This is a genomic window from Geobacillus thermocatenulatus, assembly GCF_002217655.1.
In the GTDB taxonomy this organism is placed as follows: domain Bacteria; phylum Bacillota; class Bacilli; order Bacillales; family Anoxybacillaceae; genus Geobacillus; species Geobacillus thermocatenulatus.
In genome coordinates this window covers 36540-50830 of record NZ_NEWK01000002.1, presented here as the reverse complement: position 1 = coordinate 50830, position 14291 = coordinate 36540, and the positions used below count along the sequence as shown (strand labels likewise).

At 52.8% G+C, this 14291-nt stretch carries 15 protein-coding genes; 4 read left to right on the top strand and 11 right to left on the bottom strand.

The window, feature by feature from the left end:
• Window positions 1-176: 176 nt before the first annotated feature.
• Window positions 177-1634, top strand: coding sequence for an ArnT family glycosyltransferase (locus tag B9L19_RS09025; protein WP_089113919.1), 1458 nt, complete (start codon window positions 177-179; stop codon window positions 1632-1634).
• Window positions 1635-1730: 96 nt separating this feature from the next.
• Here B9L19_RS09025 and B9L19_RS09020 read toward each other — a convergent pair whose 3' ends face one another.
• The gene (locus tag B9L19_RS09020) at window positions 1731-3167 is read right to left on the bottom strand and encodes an aldehyde dehydrogenase family protein (protein ID WP_089113918.1); all 1437 of its coding nucleotides are present in this window, start codon (window positions 3165-3167) and stop codon (window positions 1731-1733) included.
• A gap of 419 nt (window positions 3168-3586) precedes the next feature.
• Here B9L19_RS09020 and B9L19_RS09015 point away from each other — a divergent pair, with 419 nt between their 5' ends.
• A complete protein-coding gene (locus B9L19_RS09015; RefSeq protein ID WP_025950879.1) occupies window positions 3587-4237 on the top strand; it encodes a cyclase family protein in 651 nt (216 codons plus the stop codon).
• A 60-nt stretch (window positions 4238-4297) separates the two neighbouring features.
• Here B9L19_RS09015 and B9L19_RS09010 read toward each other — a convergent pair whose 3' ends face one another.
• Both B9L19_RS09010 and dsdA read right to left on the bottom strand, forming a co-directional pair.
• Complete coding sequence (locus B9L19_RS09010; protein WP_025950878.1) at window positions 4298-4855, bottom strand: sugar O-acetyltransferase; 558 nt, start codon at window positions 4853-4855, stop codon at window positions 4298-4300.
• Window positions 4856-4906: 51 nt separating this feature from the next.
• Window positions 4907-6286, bottom strand: coding sequence for a D-serine ammonia-lyase (dsdA, locus tag B9L19_RS09005; RefSeq protein ID WP_025950877.1), 1380 nt, complete (start codon window positions 6284-6286; stop codon window positions 4907-4909).
• A gap of 282 nt (window positions 6287-6568) precedes the next feature.
• Between dsdA and B9L19_RS09000 the strand changes: the two genes are divergently transcribed.
• Window positions 6569-7738: an MFS transporter gene (locus B9L19_RS09000; protein WP_244182584.1), complete on the top strand. Its 1170-nt coding sequence runs from the start codon at window positions 6569-6571 to the stop codon at window positions 7736-7738.
• A gap of 111 nt (window positions 7739-7849) precedes the next feature.
• On the top strand, window positions 7850-8329 hold the full coding sequence (locus B9L19_RS08995) for a GNAT family N-acetyltransferase (RefSeq protein ID WP_025950875.1): 480 nt from the start codon (window positions 7850-7852) through the stop codon (window positions 8327-8329).
• 114 nt (window positions 8330-8443) lie between these two features.
• Here the strand turns inward: B9L19_RS08995 and B9L19_RS08990 are convergent, their stop codons facing one another.
• The 8 genes from B9L19_RS08990 to ureA form a co-directional block, all read right to left on the bottom strand.
• Window positions 8444-9067 carry an urease accessory protein UreH gene (locus tag B9L19_RS08990; protein WP_089113917.1) on the bottom strand — a complete coding sequence of 208 codons (624 nt, stop codon included), beginning with the start codon at window positions 9065-9067 and terminating at the stop codon, window positions 8444-8446.
• A gap of 17 nt (window positions 9068-9084) precedes the next feature.
• On the bottom strand, window positions 9085-9900 hold the full coding sequence (locus B9L19_RS08985; protein ID WP_089113916.1) for an urease accessory protein UreD: 816 nt from the start codon (window positions 9898-9900) through the stop codon (window positions 9085-9087).
• Complete coding sequence (gene ureG, locus B9L19_RS08980) at window positions 9897-10511, bottom strand: urease accessory protein UreG (protein WP_025950872.1); 615 nt, start codon at window positions 10509-10511, stop codon at window positions 9897-9899. The genes B9L19_RS08985 and ureG overlap by 4 nt, the downstream gene beginning before the upstream one ends.
• A gap of 49 nt (window positions 10512-10560) precedes the next feature.
• Window positions 10561-11238: an urease accessory protein UreF gene (locus B9L19_RS08975; RefSeq protein ID WP_089113915.1), complete on the bottom strand. Its 678-nt coding sequence runs from the start codon at window positions 11236-11238 to the stop codon at window positions 10561-10563.
• Window positions 11231-11677 (bottom strand): urease accessory protein UreE, encoded by a 447-nt coding sequence (ureE, locus tag B9L19_RS08970; RefSeq protein ID WP_053915410.1) that lies wholly within the window; start codon window positions 11675-11677, stop codon window positions 11231-11233. Before ureE ends, B9L19_RS08975 begins: the two co-directional genes overlap by 8 nt.
• 10 nt (window positions 11678-11687) lie before the next feature.
• Window positions 11688-13397, bottom strand: a complete 1710-nt coding sequence (gene ureC, locus B9L19_RS08965) for an urease subunit alpha (RefSeq protein ID WP_053915408.1) — start codon at window positions 13395-13397, stop codon at window positions 11688-11690.
• The gene (locus B9L19_RS08960) at window positions 13394-13729 is read right to left on the bottom strand and encodes an urease subunit beta (RefSeq protein WP_089113914.1); all 336 of its coding nucleotides are present in this window, start codon (window positions 13727-13729) and stop codon (window positions 13394-13396) included. Before B9L19_RS08960 ends, ureC begins: the two co-directional genes overlap by 4 nt.
• A 75-nt stretch (window positions 13730-13804) precedes the next feature.
• Window positions 13805-14110 (bottom strand): urease subunit gamma, encoded by a 306-nt coding sequence (gene ureA / locus B9L19_RS08955; RefSeq protein ID WP_025950867.1) that lies wholly within the window; start codon window positions 14108-14110, stop codon window positions 13805-13807.
• Window positions 14111-14291 lie beyond the last annotated feature (181 nt).

Below are 14291 nucleotides of genomic sequence, written 5' to 3'. Positions count from 1 at the left end.
CTCCTCTGAATGATGATTCATTTCTTTTCATTCGCCATGAAGATTGTTTTTTCCTTGTTGGCGGCAAAACTATCATGTTCTTCAACTCATCCATGCTTGACATCTTCATCTTGTAATAGCTTCTATGTCGGTGTTGCTTTTTTGAAGCACAGCGTGCCGATAAAGGAGTGGATCGCATGAGAAATCCAAGTGTACGAAACATCTCGTTTTATCTAACGGCGGCGTTGATCTTCTCGATGATGGTCTACAACGTCTTTTATCATCTAGGGACATTCCCGATTTCAAGCTGGGACGAAGCGCGTCATGGCGTCAATGCATACGAAATGCTGAGGCATGGAAATTTGATCGTCAACACATACCTTGGGCATCCTGATTACTGGAATTTAAAGCCTCCTGTCAGCTACTGGGCGATCATGATTGGCTACAAGCTGATCGGGCTGAACGCGCTTGGTTTGCGGCTGATGTCTGGCATTTGCGCTATCCTCACGGCCGTTGCCATTGCGCTGTTTGTGAAAAAACGATTTGGAAGCATGGCCGCAATCGTCTCATTGCTTGCCTTGTCTACTAGCACCCAATATCTTCTCAACCATTGCGCTCGCACAGGAGATGCGGATTCGCTCTTTGTCTTCTTCTTTACGTTATCCATCCTTTCTTTGCTGGCTGCTAGACGGCAGACGCGATGGTTGTATGCAGCGGGCCTTGCCTGTTCACTCGCGTTTTTAACGAAAAGTTGGCATGCGGGGAACATTCTGTTGATCATGGTCTTATATTTTCTCATCACTAGGCAGTGGGAGTCAGGCCGCTGGCGTATATGGTGGAGGGCAGTCGTCAGTTTCGCGGTTCCTGTGCTCGCTTGGGCTTTTGCCCGCTATCACTATGATGGATTCCACTTTTTTAAACAAATGATCGAATATGACTTGCTGCTGCGCTCCACTCGGCCCATTGAGGGTCATATCGGTGATGAAGCCTATTACGGCGTCATTCTTGTTCATTTCTTCTTTTGGTGGCTGGCGCTCTTGGTCGGAATCATGGTCATCAGTTACATGCAAGGCGTTCGTCTTTTAGCGTTTGAAGGAGCAGACCATCGACGGAAAGAAGATGTGATCGGGATTTTGCTTTGGATTTGCGTCCCGCTTCTCATGTTTACCATAGCGAAGACGAAAATCAGATGGTACATCCTCCCTGTCTATCCGCCGCTTTGCCTATTGATTGGCATTTGTGCAAGTCAATTATGGAGAAAAGGAACGAGGGGGGCGCGCGGGCTGCTGCTTGCCGGTCTGTTGTTCGTCGCATCGTTTTATGAAACGAATATTCAACATGATCTCCATCATCCGAAGCCAAATTTCGAACTGGCATTGCTTCAGCAGACCGCCCAAAGGCCTGTTCATGGATACGAACTGTTTATGTACCATCCGTTGCACGAGAAAGGCCGCTGGCCGCAAAATGCGGTCTTGACAGCAGAACTTGCGAATGACCTCAAACCTCGGCGCGGAGGGTTGAAAACATTCTTGCATACAAGCCGAAGCTTGCTTCTCGTGAAAAAAGCCTGGTTCAGCAAGCAGCTCGTGCATGAGTACCACCTGTCTGTTCTTGCCTCAAACCGTTGGGGATATATTTTGGAAAAGCACACTTAAACATACAGCCTTGGAGTGCCACTCTCTCCAAGGCTGCGCAACCATTCTTCTAGAATTTTAGGAATAAACTTTACTCCAATCTCTTCTCATCCCGCTTTAACTTTCGTTAAAAATAATCAACTTCAGCTCCGTCATTTCCTCGATCGCATAGCGAACTCCTTCGCGGCCAAACCCGCTTTCTTTCACGCCGCCGTACGGCATATGGTCGACGCGGAACGTCGGGATGTCGTTGATCAGCACCCCGCCGACGTGCAGTTGTTTCGCCGCTTTCCACGCGGTATGGACGTTGTCGGTGTAGATGCCCGCCTGCAAGCCGTAGCGCGAGTCATTGACCAATTCAATGGCTTCATCGATCGAACGGACGCGGTTGATCAAGACGATCGGGGCGAACACTTCTTGGCACGACACTTTCATCGTCGGTTCGGCGTCGACAATGACGGTCGGAAGCAGGATGTTGCCGTCGCGCTCGCCGCCAAGAACAACGTTGGCGCCGCCTTGTTTCGCCTCTTCGATCCAAGAGAGCGCCCGGTCGACGTCATTTGGCGTAATTAAGGCCGACACATCGGTATTCGGATCGAGCGGGTCACCCGTCTTCAATTGTTTGGCCGCCGTGACAAATTTCTCAACGAATTCGTCATAACAATTCTCATGCACGTAAATGCGCTGGAGTGAAATGCACACCTGTCCTTGGAACGTGAACGCGCCGAACACGCAGCGCGGGATGATACGGTCCAGATCGACCTGCTCGTCGACGATCACGGCCGAGTTCGAGCCGAGCTCGAGCGTCACCCGCTTTAAGCCAGCTTTATTGCGGATCGCGATGCCGACTTCCGGGCTGCCGGTGAAGGTGATCATGCTGATGCGCGGGTCGGTGACGATTTTGTCGCCGACCGTGCGGCCGCTTCCCGTGACGACGTTGAGCGCCCCTTTCGGCAAACCGGCTTTCTCGAACAGTTCGGCAATAAAGTAGGCGGACAGCGGCGTTTGGCTGGCTGGTTTTAACACAACGGTGTTGCCCGAGGCGATGGCCGGGCCAAGTTTATGGGCCACCAAGTTCATCGGGAAGTTAAACGGCGTAATCGCCCCGATGACGCCGATCGGCTCGCGGACCGTCAAGGCGATGCGGTTTTCCCCGCCCGGCGCGGCGTCAAGCGGCAGCGTTTCCCCGTGAATGCGCTTCGCTTCTTCGGCGGCGAATTTGTACGTTTGAATCGTGCGGGCGACTTCCCCTTTCGCCGTGGTGATCGGTTTGGCTGCTTCCAGTGCGATCAACTTCGCCGCTTCTTCCTGCCGCGCTTTCAGCTGCTCGACAACCCGCTCTAAAATGGCGGCCCGCTCATGAGCAGGCATAGCAGCCATCGTTTGCCGCGCGGCGTACGCCGCCGCGATCGCTTCGTCGACTTCTTGTTCGGTGGCCACAGGGATTTCGGCGATCGTCTCGCGTGAATACGGTGATTTCAGTTCAGTGTAAGACTTCCCTTCCCGCCATTCGCCGTTGATGTATAACTTCTTTTTCTGCACCGCGGTTGGCATCTTTTCACCCTTCCCTTCTTTTAGGCACGCGGCCGAAATTTTCCTCTTCAGTATATGTCCCGCATGCCCTGTTTATTTGTTTCATTCGACATCGCGCGTGAAAATCCTTCCACTTGTCCTTTGTTTACGAAAGCCGTCCGTTGCCATGCAGCGCCATCATTCGCCTCTCTCGTTACGGTGACGTTCCCCTCTCTATGATAACACTCCGTCGCTCGGTTTGCCGCCAAACTGCTTGCCCCTGTTCGTGGAAAGACAAGCAACATAGCCCTTGGTCACCGGCCGCCCAACGTCGGCGCAACATTTCCCCAGCTAACCGTCCAGCTCCGCAAGGCATGATGATTGCTTTCTAACTCCTCCTTCTCCTATGTTTTTGTTGTATGATAAAAGCAGCCAAAAATAGTGTAGAGGGAGATTTAGAAATGAACATCAAAACACTCATCGACCTCACCATGCCGATCACGGCCCAAACTCCGGTGTACCCGGGGGATCCGAAGCCTAAAATCGAACCGGCGGCGACGTTCGCCCAAGACGGCTATCACGTCAGCCGCCTTGTGCTTGGGTCGCACAGCGGCACGCATGTGGATGCGCCGTTTCACTTTTGCGAACACGGTTGGCGGCTCGATGACGTGCCGCTCACCTATTTCCTCGGCCGCGGCATCGTGATCGATGCCACCGGGAAAGCGGAAGGCGAAGCGGTGACGATGGCCGATGCCGCTCCGTATATCCCGAAGCTGTCGCCGGGAACCATTGTGTTGTTTCATACCGGCTGGTCGCAATACGCCGGAACAAAGCGGTATTTTTCCCATCCGTACGTCGCACCGGAGGTGATTGAAGCGATGCTGGAGCGAGGCGTGCGGACGTTTTTCATCGACGCGCTCAACATCGACCCGCCGGACGGCTCTTCGTTCCGCGCCCACGAACTTATTCTTGGCGCCAACGGGGTGATCGGGGAAAATTTCGTGAACTTCGAGCGAATCGATTTTGATGACCCGTATATTATTGCCCTCCCTCTTTCCTTGCCTGGCTGCGACGGTTCGCCTGTTCGGGCGGTGGCGGTGCAGTGGGCGTAACAAAGAAGGATGATGCAACCAAACGCCCCGCACATGCTTTGCGCAGGGCGCGGCCTTGGGCTATTTGAGCCATTTGATCACTTTCGCCGGGTTTCCGCCAACGACCGCGTTGGCGGGGACATCTTTTGTCACGACCGCCCCTGAGGCGATGACAGCGTTGTCGCCGATCGTGACGCCCGGGTTGATGACGGCCCGCCCGCCGATCCAGACGTTATGGCCGATCACAACCGGCTTTCCGTACTCCAACCCGGAATTTCGTTCGTGCGGATCGAGCGGGTGAGTCGCCGTATAAATGTGCACACCAGGACCAATAAAACAATGGTCGCCGATTCGCACTTCACATACATCCAAAATCACGCCATCAAAGTTCATAAAAAAGTTTTCACCGACGTGAATGTTGTAGCCGTAGTCGCAGCGGAAGTTCGGCTCGATAAACAGCCGTTCTCCCGTTGAACCGAACAGCTCCTTCAGCAGAGCGGTTCGCTTTTCATATTCCATCTCCAACGTTTCGTTATACAAGCGAACGAGCCACCGCGCCCGCTCTCGTTCCTTGACGAGCTCCAAATCGGCGGGGTTGTACAAGTGTCCCGCCAACATCTTTTCCTTTTCGGTTTTCATCCAATCCCTCCAACATCTCGCGTCTTCGCTGCAACACTCCATGGAATGATCTTATCGTCCTTCAGAAAAACCGTTCTCTGTCATCGTTTCGATGCGCACGCCTTCCCGATAATAGGCCTCCATCACATCCTTTGGCACCATGCTTCCGCCTGTCGCCCAGCCAATATGGGTGGCGTTTTTCATGTTTTCTTTCAAACCGTTTGCCTCTACGTACGTTTGCCCCGCCAAATCACGAAACAGCCGAACAGGCCCCGCCACCCCTGCCAATGCGGATGGCTCTAAACGGATATTCTCTGTATCGACCATGGCCGCAAGCAAACGGTAAAGCGTCGAATCGTCCACCGTATAGACGCCGCTGATGACGTTCTCAAGCATGTTTCCCACCAACCTCGACGGCCGCCCCACCGCCAGCCCATCCGCTTCGGTCTTGTTGTCGAGGCCAAACTCTTGCACCGACACGCGGTCGTGCTGTCCGGTCATCAGCCCCAGCAGCATGCAAGGCGAATGCGTCGGCTCAGCGAAAAAGCAATGGACATGATCGCCGTACACGAGCTTCAGCCCAAACGTCACCCCGCCCGGACCGCCGCCGACGCCGCAAGGAAGGTAGACAAAGAGCGGATGGTCGCCATCAACGGTGATGTGCATATCATCCAACTGCTTTTTCAGCCGCAACGCTGCCACTGCATATCCCAAGAACAAATGGATCGAGTTCTCATCATCGATAAAATACGACGTTGGATCCTCGGCCGACTGTCTTCGCGCCTCTTCTACCACCTGGTTGTAATCGGTGAGATGTTCCATGACGGTGACCCCTTTGCTTCGCAATAAGTCTTTTTTCCATTGTTTCGCATCGGCTGACATATGAACGGTGACGCGGAACCCAAGCTGCGCCCCGATGATGCCGATGCTCAAGCCTAAATTTCCTGTCGAACCGACGACAAGCGAATAGCGGGAAAAGAACTGCCGGAATTCTTCGCTGGCCATGACCGCATAGTCCTCTCCTATGGCGATCATACCGTTTGCGAGCGCAAGATCTTCCGCGTGTTTCAACACTTCGTAAATGCCCCCACGCGCCTTGATCGACCCGGAAATCGGGAGATGGCTGTCGCATTTTAGCAACAGCTCCCCCTCGATGTTGGTCTGAAACATCTTTTCTAAACGCTGTTTCATGTTCGGAATCCGGACTAAAGGGGATTCGATGATGCCATGGGCCGGCCGCGTCTCGGGAAAAACTTTCGCGATGTAGGGGGCGAAGCGGTGCAATCGTTCTTCCGCCTCCTTGACATCGCCTTCGCGTAAAGGAATCGTTCGAATAGCTTGCGCAAACGTGTGATATTTTGGATTGCGCCAAAACACCTCTTCGGCCGCCATGATCGTTTTAAGCAGCGGGAATTCCTTTATCCGCTTTTGGATTTCGTTTTTGGTCATCATGCACCATTCTCTCCCATGCATGTTTGTCATTTCTCATCCTTGTCGGATGCCGGTCGAAGGCCCGCTTCATTGTTTGTCAAACCGTTTACTTTCAGTCTCGCGAAAACCGCTTCCATTGTCAATGGGGACGGAAGGGAATGATGGTCGGGCGCCATTTAAGAGTGCTTCTCCAACAAAGCTGCAGTTCCCCGCCGAGCTGTCAAGCGAGGCGCAATCCGCTTTGAAAAATGCCTGTCTTTCCATTATGATGAAAGAGGCAAACCTATCGTGGAGATGATGAACATGGGCAATCGCCGCGATTTATCGCTTTTGTTTCTTGTGATGTTTTTGGTCATGGCCGGGTTTGGCATCATTATCCCTGTCCTTCCATTTTACGCAGAAAAAATCGGCGCTTCCCCGACACAACTCGGCTGGTTGATGGCCGTATATTCTTTCATGCAATTTTTATTTGCGCCGATGTGGGGGAATTTATCGGACCGCTATGGACGAAAGCCGATGCTGCTTGTCGGCATTTTCGGTTTGGCTCTTTCGTTTTTCTTGCTCGCCGTCGCGACAAAGCTTTGGATGTTGTTTGCCGCTCGCATCATTGGCGGATGTCTATCGGCGGCCACGATGCCGGCCGCTATGGCGTACGTCGCAGATGTGACAACGGAAGAAGACCGGGGCAAAGGAATGGGGATGATCGGAGCGGCCGTTGGGCTTGGATTCATTTTCGGACCGGGGATCGGCGGCGTGTTCTCGAAAGCGAGCTTAACCGCTCCGTTTTGGATGGCAGGCAGCTTGGCGCTCTTGACCGCTCTATTCGTTTTCGTTTTCTTGCATGAGTCGCTTCCGAGAGAAAAACGAATGAATATACGAACAAAGCGGCCATCGCTTGCGGCCGCCCTCCAAGGGCCTGTAGCGCGCCTATACCTACTGCAGCTGATCACAACGTTTTCCCTCGCCGGACTTGAGGCGACGTTCGCCTACTTTGCCGCTGAACGAGCGGGGCTTTCGTCGACGGAGCTCGGCTACGCGTTCATGATCATGGGGCTTGCAGGAGCCGTCGTTCAAGGAGGGCTGCTTGGAAAACTGATCCGCTCATTCGGGGAAGGAGCTGTCATTCGTGTCGGGCTGTTCTTGTCAGCAGTGGGCTTTTTTCTCATTTTATTCGTTCACAGCTTTTGGACAGCCGCGCTCTATTTAACGATTTTCGGCATTGGAAACGGCGTTATTCGCCCATGCGTCTCCGCGTTGTTGACGAAATATACGGCGGATGGCCAAGGAAGCGCAACAGGCGTCTTATCATCGTTCGATTCGCTCGGCCGCATCGGCGGTCCGGCGATCGCCGGCTGGTTGTTCACCTTAAAGTCCAGTTTGCCATATGCAGCAGGAATTGCGCTCACATTCATTTCCTTTGCCGTTTTTCAATCGTTTCAACGAGCCATGATGCAAAAAGACTCCGCCCTTTGACACAAGAGGAGGACGGATGTGGACATCCCCTGTTACCTCACGCACGGAAGTGAACGTCTTATGCATTGGGGTGATCAAAAATCTTCATCTGCACAAAGGAGGAGGAGCGCCTTGAACATCGTTCCAACCAAACAGTTGGACCGCGCCATCGTCAACCAATTTTTCAACGACCATTGGGGAAGTCCGCAAATGGTTGTTTCAACCGGCATCTATAACTGCAGCGAGCTGGATGGATTTGCGGCTGTTGAGAACGGTCAGCGGATCATCGGACTGATTACATTCATCATCCGTGGCAGCGAATGCGAGATCATCTCGCTAGACAGCATAATGGAAAACCGCGGCATCGGCAGCGCCCTTTTGCATGAGGCAGAGGCATGGGCGAGACAACAAAGGTGCACGGCTGTTCAACTGATCACTACCAACGACAACTTGCATGCCCTTCGTTTCTATCAAAAGCGCGGCTATCAAATTGTGAACGTCTTTCCCAACGCTGTCGACAAGGCGCGGCAAATCAAGCCAAGCATTCCGAAAACAAGTTCTGACGGCATTCCTATTCGAGATGAGTTGTTGCTTGTAAAACCACTGGCGTGACACGAAGTGGCGATGACGCCGCATCGAAAAAGAAGCACCGGCCTTCTCCCAAGACCGGTGCTTCTTTCGATGTTTTGAACACTCCTTCACCTATGACGCCAGCCGCGAGGAGCGTCAAATTTCGGCGGCGATATGATACATGTAATAGATCCCATAGGCGATGCTGATGAGGGAAACGGTTTTCACGATCCATTGATTCATGACTTGCTGTCTCGCTTTCATCCAAACAAACGGAATCCCGAGAAACGTCGTGAACAGCATCATGCCGATGACCGTTCCTAGGCCAAAAATCAAAATAAAAGCAAGCGCCATCCAAGTTCCTTTGACCGTCGTCATCGTCAACAATACCATCCCAGCACTGCCGGCCAAACCATGGACGATGCCGATCAATGTCGATTTAACATGTAAATGATGAATCTCGCCATGGCGATGATGATCCAGACTCATTGTCGAACGGAAACTAGCCATTCCTAGAATAACGATCATGATGCCGACGCCCATTTCAAGATAAGAAGCAATCTGTTCAGGAATTTGCCGCTCAAAGGCGATCATCGCCATCCCGACGACAAGCAGCGTCAACGTATGGCCGATTCCCCAAAACATGCCGGCCAGTGATGAAAGGGACAGTTTTTTCGTCCGGCTGGCAATGGTCGAAACGGCAATGACATGATCCGGTTCCGTCGCATGCTTCATTCCTAGCAACAATCCAAACAAGAGCACAGGCCACATCGTTCCCATCGTCCTTTCTCCTTTTATCAATATTTCCTCCAGAAAACGGGTTCTCTCTCTCCATATAACGGGCGAATAAACTGATGAATACGTTGAAACAATGTTTCAATGGCCATCGTATCATGGGCCAGCACCCGCACTGAAAATCCGGGAGCTGCTGTTTCGGAAAAGCCGCAGTAAATCCCATCCGACATCTGGTCCATCAAGAAACCAAATGATTCAAGAACGCCTTTGGTGATAAATGGAGAGAGAACAACCATTGATCCGACGTGCGTATAATGTCCGAGTTGCAACATGTCAGTAAGATGGTGCGATGGATGTAAATACAAGTGGTCAAACAACACGAGCGTCCCTTCTCGATGCACTTTTAATTTTGTACGAATCCAATCATAGCGGAACAGCTCGCCGCTTTCCGACCAGCCGGGCGTAATGATTTCCCCGTACACAAACGTGGAGCTCGGCGTGATGTACACCGTCGTTTCTTGAACAAACCGCGCATGCTCATAGGCGATCGTCGGGTCGGGAAAATATTCGAGCACGCTTTGCTCCCCAAGTGACAATCGTGTATACTGCCTTACAGGTGTTGAAGGAGTTTTGTAGATTTTCGCCGCCGACTGGGTCGTCACCATCAACCGGGCGCTGGGCTCGAGGAAGATTTCCATATCATATGAATCTCCGTCGACATACCCGCCGCCGATGTGGACAAGATATAACGTCGGATGAGCCGAGTCGAGGTAAACAGAACGCATCAGTTTCAGCGCCCCTTCGCCATAGCTGTCCAAAATGACGGTGCGGCCGTTTTTGAAGGCCGCTGTACATTGCAAACGCCCTGTCCAGCTCATTCTTCCAGCCCTGCCAGCAGCACCTGTTTTTCGATCCAATCCACAACGTCAAAAAGCCCGATTTCTTCTTTTAAGTTGGTGAAAATGACGGGTTTTGCCCCGCGTGCCGCTTTGGCATCCCGTTCCATCACTTCCAGACTGGCGCCGACGTAAGGGGCAAGGTCGATTTTGTTGATCACGAGCAAATCCGACTTCATCATCCCTTGCCCGCCTTTGCGCGGTATTTTTTCCCCTTGGGCGACGTCGATGACGTAAATGGAGAAATCGACCAACTCCGGGCTGAAGGTCGCCGCCAAGTTATCTCCGCCGCTCTCGATAAAAATGAGCTCCACATCCGGATGGCGCCGTTTCAGTTCATCAATGGCCGCAAAATTCATTGATGCATCTTCGCGAATGGCCGTATGCGGGCACCCGCCCGTTTCGACACCGATAATCCGGTCTTCCGGCAAGACGCTATGTTTGATTAAAAATTGGGCATCTTCTTTTGTATAAATATCATTCGTAATGACCGCGATGCTAAAGCGGCGATGCATCGCCCGTGTCAGCTTCTCGACGAGCATCGTTTTGCCGGCGCCGACCGGGCCGCCGATGCCGATTCGTACCGGTTCCATTTTCGATTCTCCCTTCTCTGCCCTTCTTTCGTTCCACGTCAAACAAGATTTACGACATAAACAATCGAACAGGAAGACGTTCATGCTGCATTTGCGCGATTTCCAAGCCGACGGCTGCCGCCCCGAACTCCTCTTCGTCGAGCGTCTCGATGATGCTCGCGGCATGAATCAAATATGGCTGCGCCATGACGAGCAGCTTTTGCCCGTCCGTCTGGCCGAGGGGAATGCCGCGAACCGCGTTTTGCACCATCGTTTGCACGGCGGTAAACAAATATGTCAACACAGTCGTTCGTTTCGACGCTTCGATTTTGCGGCCAACCGCCGCAAACACAATGGTCGGATGAATGGACCGCGTCGTTTGCACGATCTCATCCAATTCATCGACTCCGTAAATGTCGCGGCACAGTTTCCATAAGCGCTCGCCCATCATTCGTGTTCCTTCTCGCGTTTCTTTTGCCAGACAGAGGGCGAACAGCGTGTCGTTCAGCCGCTTCAGTCCTTCCATACGGTCGGCTTCCAACTGCTCATAGGCGATCCGGCACGCCAATCCGTCCGTATACGTCAGCTGGGTTTGGATATACACGACGAGCGCGTCGCCAAACGTTTTGGCATCACGAATTTGTTCATGGTACATATAAGTTTCAAACCCAAAGGAATGGGAAAACGCTCCTGATGGAAAATTGGAATCGGAGAGCTGCAGCAGCCACAGCAGCTGTTGGTCAGTCATGGCGATGCCCGATATGGCGGAACGCTTGTTTCACTTTTCGCTTTTCCCTCTTGTACGGGATGGCGAGCTGCTGAAGCAGCTCTTCGACTAAATAGTCGTATTGGACGAGCATTTCCCCTTCCTCAAATTGGGCTGGCAAGTGGCGGTTGCCGAGCTGATGAGCGATCTCCCCCATTTGTTTCATGGAAACCGGCTGTATGACAAGCAAATCATCCGGAAGAACGGACACCACAATCGCATTGTTGTCATCCATCCATAACACATCTCCGTCTACCAATTCTTTTGCTTCTTTCAAGCGAATGCCAATTTCCCGCCCGTGGTCGGTCACGACCCGCTGGATGCGTTTCACTAAATCGTCGCTTGGCATGTACACCCGTTCGATGTGCGGCGGGAGAGAAGAAAGAGTTCGAATGTTGCCGACAATCGTTTCAATAATCACCATCATCACCTCAAAAAAGAAAATATCGCTGCGCCATGGCCACGACTTCAGCCGGTTCGCACGTAATGAGCCGCCCGTCGACCTTCACTTCATACGTCTGCGGATCGACATCGATTTGAGGCATGGCGTTGTTGAACACCATATCGTGTTTCGTCAACGAGCGAATGTTTCCAACCGGTTTGACGATTTTGTGCAATCGCAGTTTGTCAGGAACGCCGCGCTCGAACGCCGCTTTAGACAAAAACGTAATGGACGTTTTCGCGACGGCGGCGCCATAGCTGGCGAACATCGGGCGGTACAGTGCGGGCTGCGGCGTTGGAATGCTGGCGTTCGGGTCGCCCATCACGCTGTAGGCGATCATCCCGCCTTTGATGACGAGCTCAGGCTTGACCCCGAAAAAAGCGGGATGCCAAACGACCAAATCCGCGAATTTTCCGACTTCGACTGACCCGACATACTCCGCGATGCCATGAGTGATAGCCGGGTTGATCGTATATTTGGCTACATACCGTTTGACGCGGACATTATCGCCTCGCCCCGTTTCCTCCGGCAAGCGGCCAAACTGTTTTTTCGTTTTGTCGGCCGTTTGCCACGTGCGCAAAATGACTTCACCGACCCGTCCCATCGCTTGCGAGTCGGAACTGATCATGCTGAAGGCGCCGATGTCGTGCAAAATGTCTTCTGCCGCGATCGTTTCTTTGCGGATGCGCGAATCAGCAAAGGCAATGTCTTCTGGAACGGACGGATCTAAATGATGGCACACCATTAACATATCTAAATGCTCATCGAGCGTGTTTTTCGTATACGGCCGCGTCGGGTTCGTGGAAGAAGGCAAAATGTTCGGGAAGCTGGCGACTTTCATAATATCGGGTGCATGTCCGCCTCCCGCCCCTTCCGTATGGTATGTATGGATGACACGTCCGTTAATGGCCTTCAGTGTATGCTCGACAAACCCACCTTCATTCAACGTATCGGTATGAATGGCGACTTGCACATCGTACTCATCAGCCACTTGCAAGCACGCATCAATCGCTGCCGCCGTCGTTCCCCAGTCTTCATGAAGCTTGAGTCCAACCGCTCCGGCGCGCACTTGCTCCGCGATCGGCTCTTTCGCCGACGCGTTGCCTTTTCCTAAAAACCCAAGATTCATCGGGAACGCTTCGGCGGCTTCAAGCATCCGGTAAATGTTCCACTCTCCCGGCGTGCACGTCGTGGCATTCGTTCCGGTCGCCGGTCCGGTCCCGCCGCCAATCATCGTCGTAATGCCGGATGACAGGGCGGTTTCGATTTGCTGCGGGCAAATGAAATGGATATGGGCATCCACTCCTCCAGCTGTCACGATTTTCCCTTCGGCCGCGATCACTTCTGTGGAAGGACCGATGACGATGTTGACGCCGTCCATTAACAGCGGATTCCCGGCCTTGCCGATGGCGGCGATGTTTCCATCTTTAATCCCGATATCGGCTTTGTAAATGCCGGTGTAATCAACAATGACGGCATTCGTCAACACTAAATCGACCGCTTCAGAGCGGGTGGCAAGCGGATGCTGCCCCATCCCGTCGCGAATCACCTTCCCGCCGCCGAATTTCACTTCATCGCCGTAAACGGTATAGTCATGCTCAATTTCAATCCATAAGTCCGTGTCCGCCAACCGGATGCAGTCCCCGGTCGTCGGCCCAAACATATCCGCGTATTGCCGTCTTGACATGGAAAAACTCATTCTCTTACTCCCTCCTTCCCGTTGTCATCAAGCGGACCGTTGACCATATTGTTTAATCCGTACACCCGGCGCTCGCCGGAGAACGGGACGAGCTCCACTTGCTTCGCATCCCCGGGTTCAAAACGGACCGCTGTCCCTGCAGGGATGTTCAAATGTTTTCCGTACGCCGCCTGTCGGTCAAATTCGAGAAACGAATTGACTTCAAAAAAGTGAAAATGGGAACCGACTTGCACCGGGCGGTCGCCGCGATTGACCACCGTCAGCTTCGTAACCGGCTTTTGCCGGTTGCACACAATCGGTTCGTCGCGCAATCGGTATTCTCCGGGAATCATGTTGGCACCTCTTTCCTCGTTTTTGCACCTTGCTTATACGAACCGTCGCCACCGCGAGGCTGCTGATCCATCGTTTTATGACCGGATCGGCTGGTGGACCGTGACGAGTTTCGTGCCGTCCGGAAACGTCGCCTCGACTTGAATCTCGTCGATCATGTCAGCGACGCCTTCCATCACATCATCGCGCGTCAAAATCGTTGCGCCGTATTGCATCAACTCCGCCACCGTCCGCCCGTCGCGGGCTCCTTCCATCAGTTCATACGTAATGAACGCCACCGCTTCCGGATAATTTAGCTTCAAGCCCCGCTCTTTCCGGCGGCGCGCCAAATCGGCGGCAACGACAATCAACAACTTTTCCTGTTCACGCGGAGTCAGCTTCAATCGTTCCTCCCTCCTTCTACACCGAGTTGGACATTCTTCACTCATTACATTGCGGGCAAAACATGATAAACTTGCTCATACGAAAAATGGGCGGTTTTTACCATGTTCGCTCTTTTGAGAAAGACGCTTATAACCGTTCTTTTAGCGAAATATCTCATTTGCCAACGCGAAACTTCACCAA

Coding starts and splice junctions, on each gene's coding strand:
- ureG (WP_025950872.1), bottom strand. CDS start 10,511: ATGGAACCGGTACGAATCGGCATCGGCGGCCCGGTCGGCGCCGGCAAA.
- B9L19_RS09025 (WP_089113919.1), top strand. CDS start 177: ATGAGAAATCCAAGTGTACGAAACATCTCGTTTTATCTAACGGCGGCG.
- B9L19_RS08990 (WP_089113917.1), bottom strand. CDS start 9,067: ATGGGAACGATGTGGCCTGTGCTCTTGTTTGGATTGTTGCTAGGAATG.
- B9L19_RS08960 (WP_089113914.1), bottom strand. CDS start 13,729: ATGATTCCCGGAGAATACCGATTGCGCGACGAACCGATTGTGTGCAAC.
- B9L19_RS09010 (WP_025950878.1), bottom strand. CDS start 4,855: ATGAAAACCGAAAAGGAAAAGATGTTGGCGGGACACTTGTACAACCCC.
- ureC (WP_053915408.1), bottom strand. CDS start 13,397: ATGAGTTTTTCCATGTCAAGACGGCAATACGCGGATATGTTTGGGCCG.
- B9L19_RS09015 (WP_025950879.1), top strand. CDS start 3,587: ATGAACATCAAAACACTCATCGACCTCACCATGCCGATCACGGCCCAA.
- B9L19_RS08975 (WP_089113915.1), bottom strand. CDS start 11,238: ATGACTGACCAACAGCTGCTGTGGCTGCTGCAGCTCTCCGATTCCAAT.
- B9L19_RS09000 (WP_244182584.1), top strand. CDS start 6,569: ATGGGCAATCGCCGCGATTTATCGCTTTTGTTTCTTGTGATGTTTTTG.
- B9L19_RS08985 (WP_089113916.1), bottom strand. CDS start 9,900: ATGAGCTGGACAGGGCGTTTGCAATGTACAGCGGCCTTCAAAAACGGC.
- B9L19_RS09020 (WP_089113918.1), bottom strand. CDS start 3,167: ATGCCAACCGCGGTGCAGAAAAAGAAGTTATACATCAACGGCGAATGG.
- dsdA (WP_025950877.1), bottom strand. CDS start 6,286: ATGATGACCAAAAACGAAATCCAAAAGCGGATAAAGGAATTCCCGCTG.